Annotated in this window: 10 protein-coding genes; 4 read left to right on the top strand and 6 right to left on the bottom strand. The window is 66.4% G+C overall.

Annotation, left to right across the window (positions count from 1 at the left end):
* Nucleotides 1-71: 71 nt before the first annotated feature.
* Both EVJ50_RS04050 and EVJ50_RS04045 read right to left on the bottom strand, forming a co-directional pair.
* Nucleotides 72-1,652 (bottom strand): serine hydrolase, encoded by a 1,581-nt coding sequence (locus EVJ50_RS04050; RefSeq protein WP_150882475.1) that lies wholly within the window; start codon nucleotides 1,650-1,652, stop codon nucleotides 72-74.
* A 289-nt stretch (nucleotides 1,653-1,941) separates the two neighbouring features.
* The gene (locus EVJ50_RS04045) at nucleotides 1,942-2,133 is read right to left on the bottom strand and encodes a DUF3955 domain-containing protein (RefSeq protein ID WP_191964864.1); all 192 of its coding nucleotides are present in this window, start codon (nucleotides 2,131-2,133) and stop codon (nucleotides 1,942-1,944) included.
* A 60-nt stretch (nucleotides 2,134-2,193) separates the two neighbouring features.
* On the opposite strand from EVJ50_RS04045, the gene EVJ50_RS04040 reads away from it, so the two are divergent.
* Nucleotides 2,194-2,562: a hypothetical protein gene (locus EVJ50_RS04040; RefSeq protein ID WP_150882474.1), complete on the top strand. Its 369-nt coding sequence runs from the start codon at nucleotides 2,194-2,196 to the stop codon at nucleotides 2,560-2,562.
* A 54-nt stretch (nucleotides 2,563-2,616) separates the two neighbouring features.
* Here EVJ50_RS04040 and EVJ50_RS04035 read toward each other — a convergent pair whose 3' ends face one another.
* Genes EVJ50_RS04035 through EVJ50_RS04020 form a run of 4 tightly spaced genes read right to left on the bottom strand, consistent with a single transcriptional unit; the run spans nucleotide 2,617 to nucleotide 6,948 of the window.
* Nucleotides 2,617-3,432, bottom strand: a complete 816-nt coding sequence (locus EVJ50_RS04035; RefSeq protein WP_191964863.1) for an SdiA-regulated domain-containing protein — start codon at nucleotides 3,430-3,432, stop codon at nucleotides 2,617-2,619.
* A 14-nt stretch (nucleotides 3,433-3,446) separates the two neighbouring features.
* On the bottom strand, nucleotides 3,447-4,493 hold the full coding sequence (locus EVJ50_RS04030; RefSeq protein ID WP_150882472.1) for a DUF952 domain-containing protein: 1,047 nt from the start codon (nucleotides 4,491-4,493) through the stop codon (nucleotides 3,447-3,449).
* A 5-nt stretch (nucleotides 4,494-4,498) separates the two neighbouring features.
* A complete protein-coding gene (locus tag EVJ50_RS04025) occupies nucleotides 4,499-5,440 on the bottom strand; it encodes a rhodanese-related sulfurtransferase (protein WP_225323074.1) in 942 nt (313 codons plus the stop codon).
* An 11-nt stretch (nucleotides 5,441-5,451) separates the two neighbouring features.
* Nucleotides 5,452-6,948 carry a glycosyltransferase gene (locus EVJ50_RS04020; protein WP_370455586.1) on the bottom strand — a complete coding sequence of 499 codons (1,497 nt, stop codon included), beginning with the start codon at nucleotides 6,946-6,948 and terminating at the stop codon, nucleotides 5,452-5,454.
* A 286-nt stretch (nucleotides 6,949-7,234) separates the two neighbouring features.
* On the opposite strand from EVJ50_RS04020, the gene EVJ50_RS15255 reads away from it, so the two are divergent.
* The 3 genes from EVJ50_RS15255 (at nucleotide 7,235) to EVJ50_RS04005 (ending at nucleotide 19,423) form a co-directional block, all read left to right on the top strand.
* Nucleotides 7,235-16,297 carry a DUF5801 repeats-in-toxin domain-containing protein gene (locus EVJ50_RS15255; RefSeq protein ID WP_150882469.1) on the top strand — a complete coding sequence of 3,021 codons (9,063 nt, stop codon included), beginning with the start codon at nucleotides 7,235-7,237 and terminating at the stop codon, nucleotides 16,295-16,297.
* Nucleotides 16,298-16,354: 57 nt separating this feature from the next.
* Nucleotides 16,355-17,734, top strand: coding sequence for an HlyD family type I secretion periplasmic adaptor subunit (locus EVJ50_RS04010; RefSeq protein WP_150882468.1), 1,380 nt, complete (start codon nucleotides 16,355-16,357; stop codon nucleotides 17,732-17,734).
* 87 nt (nucleotides 17,735-17,821) lie between these two features.
* The gene (locus EVJ50_RS04005) at nucleotides 17,822-19,423 is read left to right on the top strand and encodes an ABC transporter transmembrane domain-containing protein (RefSeq protein WP_191964862.1); all 1,602 of its coding nucleotides are present in this window, start codon (nucleotides 17,822-17,824) and stop codon (nucleotides 19,421-19,423) included.
* Nucleotides 19,424-19,425 lie beyond the last annotated feature (2 nt).

Genomic DNA, 19,425 nt, shown 5'->3' with positions numbered 1-19,425 from the left:
TCCACCCCCACTGCCAGGGCCGGATCACCCGGCTGCCTGTAGACCGGCCCCCGCACACGCGGGGGCCTTTTTCATGGCGAGCGCAGCCGCTGCAGCGTTCCCATGCCGGCGCCATCGAGCGCATCGATGCTGACGCGGCTGGCCTGCCCGTCGGCTCCGATCGTGAAGCGCACGGCACTGGGCCCGCCGGCGTTCTCGCCCCAGGGCTGGTACGAGAAGCGATGGCCGCCATGGGCGGTGAGCGGTGCGGGGCGGCCCTTCGGCCCCAGCCGCAGCTGCAGGCCGGCCGGCCCCCGTTCCACCACGGCGTCACCGACATAGCTGTTGCGGTAGGTGCCCGTGTACCGCTCGAGCGGCAGCTCGGCGGTGGCGGCTGGCTCGCGCACCGGCTCGTAGTCGGGCTCGAGCGAGGCGGCGAAGGCGGGCGCCATCGCGGCGGCGTAATCCCGGCGGATGGTGCCGTGCAGCACCAGGTCGAGAAACGAGGCGATCACCGACTCGGGCACCCCCATGGGCGTGCCGTTGCTGAGCACCGCGATGCCGAGCCCGCGGGCAGGGATCAGGGTCACGGCGGTGGCCGCCCCCAGGGCGAACGCACCGGAGTGGCTGAGGCGCACCGGGGCGACGCCGTCATGCGTCACGTTCCAGCCCAGGCCGTAGAGGCCGGCCCGATCGCGGCCGGAGTCCAGTGGCGGCCGGCTGATCGCCTGGGGCCGGTGGCTTTCCGCCAGGGCGGCCTCCGCCACGATCCGCCGGCCGTCCAGCGTGCCGCCATTGAGATGGAGCCGCATCCAGCGGGCCAGATCGCGGGCCGAGGCGCTGACGCCGCCGGCCGGTGACTGGGCATCCGGCTGACGACCTTCGCTCACCTGCCAGCGGCCATCGAGTCGCTGATGCAGGGAGGCGCGGTTGGGCTCGGCGACGAAGGCCGCATGGCGGGAGCTGGTGCGCTGCAGCCCCAGGGGTTGGTACAGGCGCTCCTCGGAGAGCTCCTCCCAGCTCATGCCGGCGGCTCGGGCAGCCGCTTCTCCGGCGGCCGCGAAGCCGAAGTTGGTGTAGGCGTAGGCCGCGCGGAAGCGGTTGCCGGTGTCCAGCGCGGCCAGGCGCTGCAGGATCGTGTCGCGCGGGAAGCCGAGATCCTCCAGGTCGTCGCCGGCGTGATCCGGCAGGCCGCTCCGGTGCGAGAGCAGGTCCCGCAGGGTCACCCGGGATGCCACGTCCGCTGACCCGATCCTGAGCTCCGGCAGCCACCGCATCACGGGCTCATCCCAGTCGATCAGTCCGTCGCCCACCGCCGCGGCGATCACCGTGCTCGCCACCGGCTTGGAGAGCGAGGCCAGCTGGAACACCGTGTCGGCATCCACCGGTTCGCCGCTGCCCAGCCGGCGAGTCCCGTAGCCCTGCAGGAGAACGGCCTCATCGTTGTGCACCACCACCACGGCCAGGCCCGGCAGCCCGGTGCGCTCCATCGCCGTGCTGATCAGACCGGGCAGCGCTGCCAGCGCCCGATTCAGCGCCTGGGTGTCGGCGGCCGGACTCACTGCGGTGGGGGAGGGCGTGGCCGCCCGGGCGGGTGAGCCTGGGGCGGCCAGCAGCAGGCCGCCGATCAGAGCCAGCGCCGGCGTGGCCTGGCGGAGGGAGAGGTTGGCCATGGAGTCGCCGCGGAGGGAGGGCTGGAGCAGAGCTCAGTGGCGCAGGTCGATTCGGTCGACCCCCTGAGCCTGGCTTCACCGTCACTTTCCACCCGTCGCTGCTGCCGCGCACGGCTGCACCGATCAGGGGCTCAGTGGCCAATGAGGGAACCCTTCCCGACATAAGCCACTCCCTGACTGCGTACCAGGCGCCGTGCCCCGTGCCTGCATCGTCACGGGTGGGTGAAGAGCATGCAAGGCGGACTCGTCCATTGCTTCCGCACCGTCATCCTGTCGCGGATGCTGATTCTCAACGCTTTCTTGTCGCCAGGCTGAGTGCGGCGCTCACTCCTGAGACAGCGGTCAGCGTATAGGCCATCGGGATGAGGACGAAGGGTTCGCGAAGGATGCCATCGTCATCAACTTCTGAGCCGATGAGTGTGTAAGCACCGCCGCTGATCACAGCGCCGCCCAGGGCAATGACAGCGACGATTGTTGGCAATCTCAAGGTCAGCACTGGTTTCTATTTATGGTGAGGAGAATACAGTCACCAACTCACTCTTTGAGCAACTCCGCTGCTCCTGCACTCAGCCTGCTGCTTCTCGCTGCTTCCATCGCTCTCCCGGCCAGCTCCGCTCCACTGTCGGCTGAGCAGCTGGGCCGGCTGCGGATCAGCCAGAGGCCCTGTTCGCTCAACAAGACGAGACAGACCTGCGTGATCACCGTCCCGGAGGGCAGCGAGGTGATGCGGATTGACTTCTCGGCTGGGGATCAACCCTTCTGGGTGTTCACTCCCACCGGTGCCCCCACCACTGATCGGCGCCCTTACCGCGATGCCCAGGGCCGCACCTGGCTGTTCTCCGGACACCGTTCCTTCCAGCTGGTGGAGCAGGGGCCGTTCCGCAATGTGATCGAGGTGGAGTCTCCCTGACCCTCGCAGCGGAGAACGACCGCTTGTGGGTGGGTGCATCGCAATGCACAGCGCTCAGTGGCGCAGGTCGAACACGTACAGCCTGGCTTCACTGTCACTCACCACATACAGACGCTGCCGCTGCGGGTCGACGGCCACGCCTTCGGCTTTGTCGATGCAGTGCAGTTCGCCGCGGCGTCCATAGGCCAGCAGGGCGCTCTGGATCACGGCATCGTTCTGCCAGTCGTAGAGAAACAGCCGGCTCGCCCGGTCGCTGATGATCCAGAACCGGTCTCCGCCCGGCTGGTGGCAGAGCCCGGAGAGATCCAGTTCGGCATCGGAGATCACGCTGTCGACGAAGCCCTGGCCCGGGCCGAGCCGCCGCACGTGGCGGATGGCGCTCAGGTCGGGAGCGATCTCCAGCATCAGTCGCGGCTGGCCCTCCTTGAGGGCGAACAGGGCGCCGCTGCCGCTGTGGACGCTGAGCCCTTCCAGCCCCTTGTTGGCCGGACCCTGCTCGAACAGCTCCGCAACGGCGGCGTAGCCCTCCATCGCCGCCAGCGGCTGCCGCTGCACCACCCGCTGATCCTCCAGATCAAGGCTCAGAAGGGTGGTGGTGTCTTCCTGCACGGCGTGGAGGATGCGTCCGGCAGGGTCCAGCGCCAGGGCTTCCAGCCCCTCTTCGCCGGTGCGGAAGCTCCGACCGGGGATGGGTTGTCCCTCCGGATCGATCAGCACGAGATGGCGGCTGTCGTCGCTGACCGTCCACAGGGCCGATCCGTCGGGGCAGAGGGCCAGACCGGAGGGCTCCCTCAGCGCGTCGCCCTCACCCCGCAGTTTGTGGCGATCGAGGTAGGTGAGCGAGAACCAGGGAACGGCGGAAGCGGCCATAGCGGAAGCTGTCGTCAATGTGGGGGAGGGATGGGGCGCACGGCGTCCACCGCCGTCAGCGGCAGGGGGCCGTAGATGTGCGGGAAGCATTCCGGCTCTCTACCGGCAGCCATGGCCTCGTCGATGGCTGATCCCGCTGACGGCGGCTCCTCACGCACCGGGCAGGAGAGCCGAGCCGGGTCGATCACCAGCTCCAGCAGGGGTCCGGCATCGCTGTAGAAGCGGCAGCGGGTGGCGGTGAGCTGGTGCTCGCGGCAGGCATGGATGAAGCCCACCTGCTCGAGGGTGCGGCCGCGGGTGGAGATGCGGTACTCCCCGTTGGCTTGAGCCCGCTCCCAGTCGTCCGGCAGGGCCAGGTGATGTAGCCGCTCGCCGGGGGCCAGCCGCAGTTGACGGCTCCCGGCAGGGAAGGCCGGTCCCGGCTCCGGGGGCTGCCAGGGCGCGTGTTTGGTCATCACGGCTGCCAGCTCCGGGCTGGCCAGAAAACGCCCCAGCCACTGCTGCAGGGGAGCCAGATCGGCCAGTGCGTCGAAGTCGGTGGGATCGGCGATGCGGAACTGGCGCACGAAGGGCAGCAGCGCCCAGTCGGCCAGGCAGGGCCGATCCCCCAGCAGCCAGCCGCCCGGCGCCAGGCGTGCGTTCCACTCGCGCAGCACGGTCAGCGCCGCCCGGTGGTGCTCCTCCCGCTGATCAGCGCCATCCGGATAGCGGCTGGCGTACTTGAAGCGGTCGAGGTGAGGCTTGAAGCGATCGTCGTTGCTGGCGATCAGGCTGGCCATGGCCTGCTGCGCGGCGGAATCGCCCCGGCGGCACCAGTCGTGCGGATCGCCCTGGTGGAGCGCCCAGCCCATCACCTCCAGGCTCTCTTCGATCACCTGCCCGTCCGGCAGCAGCAGAACCGGCACGGTTCCTTTCGGAGACGCCTTGAGCAGTGCCTCGGGTTTGGCCTTCAGCGCCACCTCGCGCAGCTCCACCACCACCCCCGCCGCCAGCAGCGCCAGGCGGGCGCGCAGCGCGTAGGGGCAGCGGCGGAAGCTGTAGAGCACCGGCAGCTCCGCCACTCGCTTCAGCCCTCCTGCGGGAAGACCCGGCCGATGTGGGGCTCACCCCGGGCTGCGGCCAGCACCATCTGCTGCTGGCGCTCCCCGAAGCGGCGGCGGTCGGCGGCGCTGCGCTGATCGATGCAGTGGCGGCAGCTCAACCCTTCCACATAGCTCTGCAGCTGCCGGTCGGCGGGGCTCAACGGCATGCGACAGGCATGGCAGAGGCTGTGCTCGCCCGGCTCCAGCTGGTGGTTCAGGGCCACCCGCTGATCAAACACGAAGCACTCACCCCGCCAGCGGCTGCCCTGCTCGGGCCGCTCCTCCAGATAGCGGAGGATGCCGCCCTGCAGATGATGCACCTCGCTGAACCCCTGCTCAACCAGGTGACTGGTGGCCTTCTCGCAGCGGATGCCGCCGGTGCAGAAGAGGGCCAGACGCTGCGGCCGTTGCCGCGCCACCAGCGGCCGCAACTCGCGCTCCACCCAGCTAGGGAAGTCGTGGAAGCTGGCGGTGTGGGGATCCACCGCACCCTCGAAACTGCCCACCGCCACCTCGTAGGCGTTGCGGGTGTCGATCACGAGGGTGCCGGGATCCGCGATCAGAGCATCCCAGTCGTGGGGGCTCACGTAATGGCCCACCCGGATGCGGGGGTCCAGCGCGGGCGCGCCCATGCTCACGATCTCCCGCTTGAGGCGCACCTTGAAGCGATGAAAGGGTGCCGTGTCCGCCCGGCTGAAGCGCACCGGCAGATCGGCAAACCCCGGTCGGGCCTGAAGCGTCTTCAGCAGTTCGCCCACGCCGCTCTCCGGCCCGGCCACGGTGCCGTTGATCCCTTCCGCGGCCAGCAGCAGGGTGCCCTTCAGGCCCTGCCGCCGGCCCAGCTCCTCCAACTCCTGCTTCCAGGCCCGGCGACCAGTCCCCAGCGGTGCAAAGCGGTAGAAGGCGGCGATCAACACCGGGGGCATGCCGTCGGTCATCAGGCCGCGCGTCGGCTTCCGATGCTGGCATCGCCCGCGGCTCCAGAGCCGCTCAGACCCTGGCCCGAAGCCCACCGCTCCGGCACAACGCCCATCTGCAGAGAGGCCATCGCTGCCCTGGCGGTTGCGTCGTTGGGATGGAGCGTGAGAGCGCGCGCCAGCCAATCCATGGCCTGCTGACAATCCGACCCGGCGGCTGCATCCATGGCCAGATCCGTCCAGACCTCACACTCCAGACCGGGCCAGAAGTAGTGCCGCAGGTGGCGGTTGCGGAAGCCTTGATCGCTGCAGGCCAAGGGTCGGATCGTGCCCTGGGTGTGATGCTTCCGGATCACCCGATCCGCATGCTCCAGCCACATCCGTGCAGAGGCGTGTCTGCCGAGTTGCCGGAGCGTGAGCGTGAGCAGCCTGCAGGAGGGCAGATGATCCGGATCATGAGTCAGTCCTTCGAGCAGGGCTGTCATGGCGGCGCTGAGATCGCCGCTGTGAAAGAGGTGATGGGCTTCAACGAACAGCCGCGCCACGCTGTAGTCCGTGCTCTCCGGTGGTCGCAGAGAGGGGAGCACGTGAGGCAGAGCCTGCACCAGCGGCAGGCCCGCCTGTGGGTCCAGCTGGCGGGCCTGTTGCAGTAGGGCCTCATCCACCATCGGTAGCCAGGGCCGATAGCGCTCGAAGAACAGCGCCATCTGCCTGTTTCTCTCGCAGGGGGTCAGGCCGATGGCGCTGAGGTGCTCATCCAGGGCCGCCTTCTCGTGTTCCAGTCGGCTCAGCCCTCCGTTCAGTGCCGCTGGCCCGTAGTCGGCCGAGAGCTGTTCACAGACCAGCTCGAACGTGGTGTCGTCGTAGAGGATGTAGCCGCAGCGCAGGCTGTTCATCAGCATCCGTTCCGCGGAATTCACCGCTGCGGCTGGCTGCGCGGCTGTCCCGCGGGCCGTGGTCTTGTAGGGATGCCAGACCTGCAGCTGCTGATAACTCCGGACCCGGAAGCCCCGATAGTGGGCGACGGTGCTCAGGAACCGGTCTTCGTGCCCCCAGCCCTCGATGAAGTCAGGAAATCCCTGCAGCGCGTCGTAGCAGGCTCTTCGAATCGCGAAGAAGCCGCCATTCACAAACGGAACACTCACGCCCTCCAGCGGGCCATCCGCTGCCCTCAGCCAGGCCATGGCCTGGTGGCAGATGTGCTGGCTGGTGTAGATGAATCCCGCAGTGCTGATGCCTGAGCTGCTGTCGGCGCAGTCAATGCCCAGAAGGTCGCAGTCACCGCTGGTCAGCACTCTGTGAACGTTGTTCAGCAGGTCTGGCTGGGGGAAGCTGAGATGGGCATCCATGAACACCAGCGTGTCGCCACAACTCCTGCTGGCACCGAGGCGTCTGGAGCGTGAGATGCCCTGCGTCGTCTCATGTCGGAGATGAGTGATTCGCGTGCCATTGGCTGAATCAGTCCAACCCCTTGTCTTCAGGAAGGCGAAGCTGGCGTCGCTCGAACCATCGTCCACCAGGATGATCTCGAGTCCTCCGTCGGGTTGGCTGAGCGTAGCAGCGATCGAACGGTGTTCTCAAGCTGAACCCCTTCGTTCAGGCTTGAGATGACGATGCTCATCATCGCTTGTCTTGCTGCCCCTGATGCATTGTCCAGTCTGCAGTGATCGGCACCCTCGTGGTGTCGGTTCTCACGCTCATTCATCACCATGACAAGTCCGGACTGTTGCCCTGTTGCGGATCGGCAGCGTCATTACGCTTTGAGATGCGCCTCCTCCGGATTCCACAGCGCCGCTGCCGCCCATGTCTTCCGACGCTGACAACAGCCTGCTGGGACGCATCAGACGCCGTCTGGACCGGTTGTCCAACCTTCATGCGGGCGACCGGGAGCAGTACGACCCCGCCACCAGCTCGGTGGATGAGGGGGCCGTCAGCCAGGAGCCGGACGTTCCTCCCAGCGCATCACCAGCGGGCTGGGACGGCGGCGACGACGTGGACCTGGTGCGGGACCACGTGGGCACCGAGCCGTTGCCCCAGCTTCGCGAGCCTGAGCTGACCAGGGACCCCGGAGCTGCACCCAACGATCAGCCGCAGGCTTTCCCGGACTCTCCAGAGCTGGTTGGGCTCCATGGAGCTGGCCTGGCTGCGGCGACGGAGGCCGCCGCTCTCGGTGGTTTTCAGATTCCGCATGCCACGGCGGCACCGGCCGATGCTCAGACCTCCGGACTGACCGGCTCGCCAGAGGCCGACCCCCAACCCTCGCCGGGCACGCCTGAGCAGGCGACGCCCGGGCTGGTTCCGCAGCCGACGCCGGGGATGGTGCCTGAGCTGACGCCTGGCATGACGCCGGGCCTGGTGCCGGAGATGACGCCTGGGATGACACCCGGGCTGGTTCCCCAGCCGACGCCGGGGATGGTGCCGGAGCTGACACCTGGCATGACGCCTGGCCTGGTGCCGGAGATGACGCCTGGGATGACACCCGGGCTGGTTCCCCAGCCGACGCCGGGGATGGTGCCGGAGCTGACGCCTGGCATGACGCCTGGCCTGGTGCCGGACATGACGCCTGGGATGACACCCGGGCTGGTTCCGCAGCCGACGCCGGGGATGGTGCCGGAGCTGACACCTGGCATGACGCCTGGTCTGGTGCCGGACATGACCCCGGGGATGACACCCGGGCTGGTTCCGCAGCCGACGCCGGGGATGGTGCCGGAGCTGACACCGGGCATGACGCCTGGCCTGGTGCCGGACATGAGGCCTGGGATGACACCCGGGCTGGTTCCGCAGCCGACGCCGGGGATGGTGCCTGAGCTGACGCCTGGCATGACGCCGGGCCTGGTGCCGGACATGACGCCTGGGATGACACCCGGGCTGGTTCCGCAGCCGACGCCGGGGATGGTGCCGGAGCTGACACCGGGCATGACGCCGGGCCTGGTGCCGGACATGAGGCCCGGGATGACACCCGGGCTGGTTCCGCAGCCGACGCCGGGGATGGTGCCGGAGCTGACACCTGGCATGACGCCTGGCCTGGTGCCGGACATGACCCCGGGGATGACACCCGGGCTGGTTCCGCAGCCGACGCCGGGGATGGTGCCTGAGCTGACACCGGGCATGACGCCTGGCCTGGTGCCGGACATGACGCCCGGGATGACACCCGGGCTGGTTCCGCAGCCGACGCCGGGGATGGTGCCTGAGCTGACACCGGGCATGACGCCTGGCCTGGTGCCGGACATGACGCCTGGGATGACACCCGGGCTGGTTCCGCAGCCGACGCCGGGGATGGTGCCGGAGCTGACACCGGGCATGACGCCGGGTCTGGTGCCGGACATGACGCCCGGGATGACACCCGGGCTGGTTCCGCAGCCGACGCCGGGGATGGTGCCGGAGCTGACACCTGGCATGACGCCGGGTCTGGTGCCGGACATGACGCCTGGGATGACACCCGGGCTGGTTCCGCAGCCGACGCCGGGGATGGTGCCGGAGCTGACACCGGGCATGACGCCGGGTCTGGTGCCGGACATGACGCCCGGGATGACACCCGGGCTGGTTCCGCAGCCGACGCCGGGGATGGTGCCTGAGCTGACGCCTGGCATGACGCCTGGCCTGGTGCCGGACATGACGCCCGGGATGACACCCGGGCTGGTTCCGCAGCCGACGCCGGGGATGGTGCCTGAGCTGACGCCTGGCATGACGCCGGGTCTGGTGCCGGACATGACGCCCGGGATGACGCCCGGGCTGGTTCCGCAGCCGACGCCGGGGATGGTGCCTGAGCTGACGCCTGGCATGACGCCTGGCCTGGTGCCGGACATGACGCCTGGGATGACACCCGGGCTGGTTCCGCAGCCGACGCCGGGGATGGTGCCTGAGCTGACGCCTGGCATGACGCCGGGCCTGGTGCCGGACATGACGCCTGGGATGACACCCGGGCTGGTTCCGCAGCCGACGCCGGGGATGGTGCCGGAGCTGACACCGGGCATGACGCCGGGCCTGGTGCCGGACATGACGCCGGGGATGACACCCGGGCTGGTTCCGCAGCCGACGCCGGGGATGGTGCCGGAGCTGACGCCTGGCATGACGCCGGGTCTGGTGCCGGACATGACGCCCGGGATGACACCCGGGCTGGTTCCGCAGCCGACGCCGGGGATGGTGCCGGAGCTGACACCGGGCATGACGCCTGGCCTGGTGCCGGACATGACGCCGGGGATGACACCCGGGCTGGTTCCGCAGCCGACGCCGGGGATGGTGCCGGAGCTGACGCCTGGCATGACGCCGGGCCTGGTGCCGGACATGACGCCCGGGATGACACCCGGGCTGGTTCCGCAGCCGACGCCGGGGATGGTGCCTGAGCTGACGCCTGGCATGACGCCGGGCCTGGTGCCGGACATGACGCCGGGGATGACACCCGGGCTGGTTCCGCAGCCGACGCCGGGGATGGTGCCTGAGCTGACACCTGGCATGACGCCTGGTCTGGTGCCGGACATGACGCCTGGGATGACACCCGGGCTGGTTCCGCAGCCGACGCCGGGGATGGTGCCTGAGCTGACGCCTGGCATGACGCCGGGCCTGGTGCCGGACATGACGCCTGGGATGACACCCGGGCTGGTTCCGCAGCCGACGCCGGGGATGGTGCCGGAGCTGACGCCTGGCATGACGCCGGGCCTGGTGCCGGACATGACGCCTGGGATGACACCCGGGCTGGTTCCGCAGCCGACGCCGGGGATGGTGCCGGAGCTGACACCGGGCATGACGCCGGGCCTGGTGCCGGACATGACGCCGGGGATGACACCCGGGCTGGTTCCGCAGCCGACGCCGGGGATGGTGCCGGAGCTGACACCGGGCATGACGCCTGGCCTGGTGCCGGACATGACGCCGGGGATGACACCCGGGCTGGTTCCGCAGCCGACGCCGGGGATGGTGCCTGAGCTGACGCCTGGCATGACGCCTGGCCTGGTGCCGGACATGACGCCGGGGATGACACCCGGGCTGGTTCCGCAGCCGACGCCGGGGATGGTGCCGGAGCTGACGCCTGGCATGACGCCTGGCCTGGTGCCGGACATGACGCCGGGGATGACACCCGGGCTGGTTCCGCAGCCGACACCGGGGATGGTGCCGCAGGCGACGCCTGGGCTGGTGCCGGACCTGGTCGAGGCAATGACCTCCCTGTCGACGACCCTTCAGACCGATGACTCCGAAACCCGCGGGGGGTCTCAGGCGACGCCTTCTGGGCAGTCCACCGACGTGGATCAAGCGGGCGCCTGGCGAGGTGCTCTGACGCAGGTCGCCGCTGGTCAGTTGGCCCCACAGCTGGGTGGCGGGTCAGCCCTCTCGCTGACTCGGCTCTCGTTTGCCGTGAATGGTGCCCAGCCCGGACAGGGTGTGGTGTCAGGCATGACGAGCAATGGTCAGACGATCTATCTGCACCAGCAATCCCCTTCCGTCGTTGTTGGTTCGCTTCAGGCCGCAGGGCCAGGCACTTCTCCTGTTTTCGTCCTCGATGTTGATGCTGCTGGTCATCCCCGTCTGACGCAGCTCCAGGAGATCGATCATCCGGATACAAGCAATGTCGACGAAGTGGTCAGCCTCCCCAGCGGAAAGATTGCGTTGGTGGGTGAATTCACAGGCTCCCATGCCGACCAGTCTCCCTACTCAGGCTCGGTTCGTGCCGACCTCGGTGGCCATGTGTCGTTCCGGGATGATGGTCCATCGGTGATCGATCAGACGATCCAGCTGCAGACGCAGTTGGAGACGGACGATACGGAAACGGCTGGAGGCCAGGTTTCGGTCGCCACCGATCCGACGGGTGCGATTGCGCAGGAGTTTGCGCGTGCGGCGGGAGCAGGGATTGGGCTTGGAGCGGATGCTGGCGCTGGAGCTGTGGCGGCGAGCGTCAGCGGCTATGGGCTGTCGGTGAAGGGCTATGACCCCAGTGCTGGTCAGGGCGTGGATTCGGGTCTGACGCAGAACGGTCAGACGATTTATCTCCACGAGGTCTCCGGCGGTGTTGTTGGCTCCACGGAACAGGGAACCAACGCCTTAGCAGGGGCGAACACCGTGTTTGCTGTCCGGATGGATGGACAGGGTCGGCCCAGCCTGATCCAGGTGCACCAGATCGATCATCCCGATACTGGATCAACGGATGAAGCGATCCCTCTTGGCTCGGGCCTGGTGGAGATGACGGCTCAGGTGAGCGGTCAGGACGCCGATGGCGATCCGTTGAGCGGCACGATCCGTGCGGATCTGGGATCGCATCTGTCGTTCCGGGATGATGGTCCATCGGTGATCGATCAGACGATCCAGCTCCACACGACGCTGGAGACCGATGACACCGACATCGCCGCTGGCGGCATGACCACCGCAACCGATCCAACGGGTGCCATCGCTCAGGAGTTTGCCCGTGCAGCGCAGACCGGCTTCTCTCTTGGTGCGGATGATGGCGCCCCAGCGGTGGCACCAACCATCAGTGGGTTTGGTCTGACGGTCAAGGGCTATGACGTTCGCACCATGCAGGGCGTGGATTCGGGTCTGACGCAGAACGGTCAGACGATTTATCTCCACGAGGTCTCCGGCGGTGTTGTTGGCTCCACGGAACAGGGAACCAACGCCTTAGCAGGGGCGAACACCGTGTTTGCTGTCCGGATGGATGGACAGGGTCGGCCCAGCCTGATCCAGGTGCACCAGATCGATCATCCCGATACTGGATCAACGGATGAAGCGATCCCTCTTGGCTCGGGCCTGGTGGAGATGACGGCTCAGGTGAGCGGTCAGGATGCCGATGGCGATCCGTTGAGCGGCACGATCCGTGCGGATCTGGGATCGCATCTGTCGTTCCGGGATGATGGACCGTCGGTGATCGATCAGACGATCCAGCTCCACACGACGCTGGAGACCGATGACACCGACATCGCCGCTGGCGGCATGACCACCGCAACCGATCCAACGGGTGCCATCGCTCAGGAGTTTGCCCGTGCAGCGCAGACCGGCTTCTCTCTTGGTGCGGATGATGGCGCCCCAGCGGTGGCACCAACCATCAGTGGGTTTGGTCTGACGGTGAAGGGCTATGACATTCACACCATGCAGGGCGTGGATTCGGGTCTGACGCAGAACGGTCAGGCCATTTATCTGCACAAGGTCTCCGGCGGTGTTGTTGGCTCCACGGAACAGGGAACCAACGCCATTGCAGGGGCGAACACAGTGTTTGCTGTCCGGATGGATGGGCAGGGTCGGCCCAGCCTGATCCAGGTGCACCAGATCGATCATCCCAATACTGGATCGATCGATGAAGCGATCAGTCTGGGTTCGGGCCTGGTGGAGATGACGGCCCAGGTGAGCGGTCAGGATGCCGATGGCGATCCAGTGAGCGGCACGATCCGAGCGGATCTGGGAACGCATCTGTCGTTCCGGGATGATGGCCCGTCGGTGATCGATCAGACCATCCAGCTGCGAACGCAGTTGGAGACCGATGACAGCGATGTTGCCGGTGGCGGCTTGTCGACGGCCACGGATCATTCCGGGTTGATGGCCCAGCAGTTCGCCCAGGCCGCCCAGCAGGGCGTCTCACTCGGTGCCGATGATGGATCGGGGGCGGTTGTACCGACCGTCAGTGGGTTTGGCCTGGCGGTGAAGGGCTACGATCCCAGTGCGGGGCAGGGGGTGGATTCGGGCCTGACGCAGAACGGTCAGACCATCTATCTGCACCACAGGGCTGGTTTTGTCTTCGCGTCGACGGCGCAGGCCACGAGTGGTCTGACCACCGAGAACACGGTGTTCAACGTGCGCATGGATGGACAGGGCAGGCCCACATTGATTCAGACGCATCAGATCGACCACCCCAACACCGCATCGACGGATGAACCCATCAGCCTTCGCGATGGCCTGGTGGAGATGACGGCCCAGGTGAGCGGTCAGGACGCGGATGGCGATCCCCTGAGCGGCACGATCCGCGCCGATCTCGGTAGCCACCTCTCCTTCCGCGACGACGGGCCGGAGATCACACAACCCACGCTGGTGCATGTGGAGGGAGGTGTGTCCGTTCCTGGAACGGTGGCCACAACCACGGGACAGGGAACGCCTCCCTCCCATGCGGTGACGACCCATGACTATGGACCGCACCAGAACATCGGTCTGGTGCTCGACTACAGCGGGTCCATGTGGGAGACCGTGGATGGATCACGAAAGGCTGACTATGCCTCACACCATGCGCCGGGAGAACAATGGGGCTCTCATAGCCATCACCATGAGATCGATGACAGTTATCGCATCAGCCAGCAGCTGGAATCCACCGCGTCAACCATCAAACAGGCATTGACGAACGCCGGCTACAAGGTGACCACAGGCCAGGACGTGACCGACATGAGGCATTGGCACATCGAAACTCCGGGTCCCGACGCAACACCTGGCAATGTGCACATCGCTGTGGCCCGTTTCGGTACTTCAGGCGTTGCTCCCCACTATGTTGACATCACCCCGGCGATGGTGGATTCAACTGGCGGTCAGCATGGCCAGCCTGCCTATGCGCAACTCCTCGGTGGGCTCGAGAGCTATCTCCGCCACAAGTCTGACGGAAGCACCAACCATGCTGAGGCCTGGGACCTGGCCCATCAGATGGCGCAACACTGGCGAGGTGATGCCTCGGATCCGCTTCATCCCCAGGGTGCAGGCTCCGGTGTCACGATCGGTACGGACACCAATCTGCTGTTCATGACGGATGGTCAGACCACCACTGGCGATGATGTGATCCCCGGGCAATCAGTCGTGCTTGCTCATGATCGTGACGGACGCCTGCACGACAAGTTGACGGACGGCAGTCGTTTTGATAGCGATGACAAGGAAGATGTCTTCAATCTCATTGGCGATCGGATTCCAGGCTGGAGCCGTGTCAACTACGACCACAGCAGCTCACAGCGCAACCACAGGATTGATGTTCAGTTCACAAGGGGCGGATCCACTGAGCATGTTTCCGTCACTGCTGCTGACCTTCGCAATGCGCTTCACAATGATGATCTGACTCGTGGCTCGAGGCATGGCAATGCTGAAGGAATGGCTGTTCGTGATGGTCAGAATGAGATCGTTGGCTGGCTCACGCTGCCGCAGATGCACCACGGCTCAGGCAGCGACGGCAGCAACCCCCTCGTGTTTGTTCCCAACCAGGTCGGTGGAGTGCAGGTCACGGGTCTGACCATTGACGGTCACGCCCACGCCGTTGATACCATCCATGACCTCATCGCCAGGGGCCAGTACAACAGCGAGGGCGTCGCCGGCTCCGAGCAGCTCCAGAGTGCCCTTGATGCACTGAACCAGGAGCCAGGCCATCGGGACCCCTTGCTGCTGGCCATGGGTCTCACCGGCTCCAAGGATGAGCTGGCGGCCCAACTGGAGCAGTTGTTCAGTGGCAGCCTTCCCAAGGGCAGTGTGGTGGAAACGGTCACCGATGCCGGTGGCGTGGCGCAGCAGATCCAGCATGTGGTGGCCCAGCACGTGGCACCGAAGCCGGACCCCTTTGAGGCTTCGTGGGCCTTCACCTACGACATGGGTGCCGATGATGGGTCTCATGCCGCGTCAGCGAGCGGCGCTCCTGCCGCATCGGGGCACGCCCCCGGATTCCAGCTGGCCCTCGAGCATGTGGTGCTTGCGACCCAGGGAGCCACAGCGGTTCGCCCCTTCACGGCGAGCTTCGATGCCTCGGGACAGAGCTCCAATGTGCAGGACCATGGCAATGGTCAGTTCGAGATCACGGTTCCCGGCCTTGGCAGCTTCGATGTGAGGCTCGGATCCGATTTCACCCAGGCCGGCTCACGCCAGGGCGCGATCAGTTTCCATCCGCTCCCTGGCGTGCACCTGCCCAACGGGTTGCAGGATCTCAAGCTCACCATCAGCGATGGCGACCAGGACCGGGGCAGCACCCAGTTCTCCGTTCCCGCCTTCGACAATCGCGGCGTCGCGGACAGCGCACCCGCCCAGGCGGACAGCCCTGCGGACGATGCCGCCTCGCTCGAGGCCATGGCCGCCTCCTACGGCTTTCAACTGTCGCTCGGACAGCAGGCTGACGACGCCCAGCTTCTGGCCACTGTTGCGCCTGATCTTCTCGAGGATCTGGGAGGCCGGACCATCAGCGGCGTTCACATGGAACAGGGTGCGGACGGCCAACAGCACCTGGTGGTGGAGACCGAGCAAGGCGCGCTGATGGTCACCGCCTCTGCGGATGACCAGGCCAGCTGGCAACCGGCTGATGACGCGGCAGCCGGTCCTGACCAGGACTCAGGCGACCCGCTGGACTGGTTGCTGGGTTCCGCCGATCAGCCCAACACCGACGATCCGGCAGCCTCGGTGGTGCTGGAGCAGGAGAGCGCCCCTGTGGGAGGGGGGTCCTCGGAGCCGGAGTCCCCGGATTCCGGTAACGCTGTGGCCTCTCAGCCGGAACCCGCCGCGGGCACCAGCGAAGGACTGGGCGCAGATCTGCTGGCCAGCAGCCAGGCTCTCATCGCTGATCCGGACCCCTCATCCGAGGCCGGCCCGGCTGTGCTCCAGCCGGGTGCGGATGAGCTGCAGACCCCCGATTCGGCGCCGGAAGGGGATGCCGTGCTGCAGGCCGTCTCCGAGCTTCTCTCGGCAGAGAGTGCTGCTCCGGATCCCCTGAGTGAGGACCCTTCGGTTGACGACGATGCCGCTTCTCTGCTGGAGACGCCCACCGACCCCTTGTCGCTTGATGCCGCTCAGCCCGAGCCGCCTCCTGAAACCGGTGACCCCCTCGTGGACGGCATGGGGCTCGATGATTCACAGGATATGGATGTTGCCTCCATGGAGCCTGAACCACCGCTGATGGAGGAACCGAGACAGGCTCTGGACGAGCAGCTCGGCGATATGGGCTCCTGAGCACGATTTCACACCCGCTCCTACGATCACGTGGGAGCTTCGCCATTCACCGATGCGATGACCACTCACTCCGCTCACGATTCCTCCGCGACGCCCCGTTCGTCCAACGGTTCCAATGACCGCTCCACCACATCGTGGCGCCTCACGAAGAGTGAGTCGGAGGGATTCAGTCAACCGGATGAGTTGATCGCTGCCGATCAGCTCGGCCGCACAACAGGTGAAACGAAAGCCAGGCGCTGGTTGCTGACCACCACCTACGGCCTGGGCGGGGCTCTGGTGTTGTCGTGGCTGATTCCGATTCAGAACTATGTGATCGCCTCCGGGGAGATCGAGCCTCTGGCTGAGCTCCAGGATGTGGCCCATCTCAATGGCGGCATCGTCAAGCGAATCCGCGCTCCGGAAGGCACCTCGGTGCGCCAGGGCGATCCGATCCTGGAACTCGATGAGGTGGCCACCAGCGGTCAGCGGCAGCAGACGCAGACGCGCATCACCAATCTCCTGCTCGAACAGCGCGAGCTCAGGAATGCGATCGGTGAGGAGGCCCCCTTTGCGGAGACCACCCCCAGCGTGCCATCGGCCTCTGTGGCGAAGGCCTTTCGTGATCTGACCGACGCGCGGGCGGAGTTTCTGCAGCAGCAGCAGGAGGTGCAACGCCAGCGGGTTCAAACCCTCGAGGACCAGCGTGATGAATACCTCGACGAGATCGCTCTGCTGAAGGAGCAGCTGAGCGGCTATTCGATGCTGGAGGCGGAGGGGGCCATCTCCCACAACGACTTCCTTGAGGCGCAGCGGCGCATCGCCAGCACGGAGACTCAGCTGGCTGAACTGAACGGCCACCTGGCCGAGCAGAAGCTGTCCCTTCTTGAGCTGGGCCGCAAGCAGATCCTGGATGATTACAGCCGCCTGGTTCAGGTGGCCAGTGAAAAGGCTGAACTCGATAGTGTTCTCGGCCGCAACCTCTCCGATGAGGATCGGCTCACGGTTCGCTCACCTGTGGATGGCATTGTCAACCGTCTGCCGGTCCGAACCATCGGCGGGGTCATCGCCCCCGGGTCGGTTGTGGCCCAGGTGGTTCCGACGGGCAGTGAGATGATCGCCCTGACCCGCGTGCGACCGGCGGACGTGGGCAATGTGCAGGTCGGTCAGACCGCCTCCCTCAAGGTGGAGGCCTACGACTACACCCGCTATGGCACCGTCGATGGACGTGTGAAGCGCGTGTCTCCTTCCACCTTCACGGATGAGAGCACCGGTCAGCCCTACTTTCAGGTGGTGATTGAACTCGACCGGACCTCATCGCAGCTTGCGGACACCTCCTATCCGCTCACAGCCGGCATGACTGTGACCGCTGACATCCTGACCGACCGAACCAATCTGTTCCTCTTCCTGTTGGCACCGCTGCGCCGCAGCGTCGACGACGCCTTCGCTCAGGGTGGTTAGGGGGTGCAGCCCATGATAGGCCGTGTTGACCCATCGCGATCCGGAGCTCAGCCGTTCTGGTCGGATCCGGATTGCCGCAGTGTGGTGTTGTCCACGATTGCGATCAATCTTCTGGCGCTCGCGGTGCCCCTGTACATCAACACCATTTATGTCGCCGTCATCCCGCGCCGTTCCACCGAGGCCCTCATCGTTCTCTCCGCCCTGCTGCTGCTCGCGTTCGGCGCCAGCCTGTTCTTTCTCTTTCTGAAGTCAAGAGTTCTGTCGTGGTACACGGCATCGCGCGAGCACCAGCAGCGCGTGGATCTGCTCAAGGGTTGGCTGGGATCGGCCTACGTACACCTCAATGACACCAGCAGGGGGCTGCGCTTCCGCCAGCTGAATTCCGGATCCGTTCTGGCTCGCACCTTTGAGCAAAAGTGGATTGTCGAACGCATTGACCTCCCCTTCGCGGGTCTCTACCTGATCGTTCTCCTGCTCATCGGCCACTGGCTGGTGCTCATTCCCCTGGCTGTGGCTCTTCCTGCCTCGTTTTGCTCCTGGACCCTGGCCAGGCAACTGGCCCGTCTCGAGCGCGACAAGGTGCTGGCGGAGGTTCACTGCCAGGACGTGATGGCCTCCTCTCTGGTCGGGGCCGGACCCCTCAAAGATCTCAACCTCGAGGCCTTCACCTGCCGGCAGATCGAGTCGAACGAGCTGGCCGAATCCAGGCGCAGGCGCCTGGCTTACGCCTCCACCCAGGCGGCGCTGCAATCCAGTTCGTCGATCGTGTCGCAGTGGACCCAGATCATCATCGTGACGGTGGGCGGCCTGTTCGTGATCAACGGCCGCCTCACGGTGGGTGCGCTGGCGGCCTGCACCCTTCTGTCGGGGCAGGTCACAGGACCGGTGGTGCGTTGGATCGGATCGCTGGCCTACGCCAACTCCGCCCGCATCGCGGCCGATCTCAGCGATGCCGTGCTCGGTTTGCCTGAGGATCCGGCGATCGTGCATGACGAGCGTCCTGACGTGCCGGCTTCCGGTGAGCTATCCGCCCGCAATCTGAGCTTCAAGCTGCTGGATCAGGACCAAAGCCTCAGTGTTTCCGATCTCGCCGTCCCGGTGGGCGCGCGCATGTTGATCCGTGGCGGCCATCCCGGACACAACCGCCTTCTCTTCCTCACCCTGATCGGCCTCCATCCGATCCAGTCCGGTTCCCTCACCTATGCCTCACGGCCCACCTCGGCCTACGACGGGCCCACGCTCCGCCAGAGAATGCCGCTCCTGGCGCCGGAGTATCGCCTGCCGGGCGGCACCATCCTGGAGTGGATCACCACCGGCCGAGTCGAGCGCCTCGGCAAACCCGCGGTTCAGCTCTGCGATGACCTGGGCCTCAGTTCAGCCATCGGCCTGCTGCCGTCCGGTTACGACACGGTGGTGGGTCCTCAGCAAACCGTTCATCTTCCCCGTCTGCTGCTGTTCCAGTTGCGGGTGGTTTCTGCCCTCCTGAATGGCGCCGCCATCCTGCTGGCGGATTTCAGTGAGGTGTACATGAGCAGTGAGGCGATCAACTGGCTTCTGGCCCTGCCGCCGCCGTGTTCGATCGTCATCGCCCATCGCAACCCCCGCCTTCCGGTGCCGCCAATGGTGAGTCAGGTTCATGACTGGCAAGAGGGCCGCCTCATGGCCGCCCGCAGCGCGATCGCCCAGTGACC

The organism is Synechococcus sp. RSCCF101, assembly GCF_008807075.1.
GTDB lineage: Bacteria > Cyanobacteriota > Cyanobacteriia > PCC-6307 > Cyanobiaceae > RSCCF101.
This window is presented reverse-complemented; position numbering and strand designations above follow the sequence as displayed.

Bases quoted from the DNA above. Each gene is read 5' to 3' on its own strand.
- EVJ50_RS04050 (WP_150882475.1), bottom strand. From the start codon at position 1,652: ATGGCCAACCTCTCCCTCCGCCAGGCCACGCCGGCGCTGGCTCTGATC.
- EVJ50_RS04035 (WP_191964863.1), bottom strand. From the start codon at position 3,432: ATGGCCGCTTCCGCCGTTCCCTGGTTCTCGCTCACCTACCTCGATCGC.
- EVJ50_RS04025 (WP_225323074.1), bottom strand. From the start codon at position 5,440: ATGCCCCCGGTGTTGATCGCCGCCTTCTACCGCTTTGCACCGCTGGGG.
- EVJ50_RS15255 (WP_150882469.1), top strand. From the start codon at position 7,235: ATGTCTTCCGACGCTGACAACAGCCTGCTGGGACGCATCAGACGCCGT.
- EVJ50_RS04010 (WP_150882468.1), top strand. From the start codon at position 16,355: ATGACCACTCACTCCGCTCACGATTCCTCCGCGACGCCCCGTTCGTCC.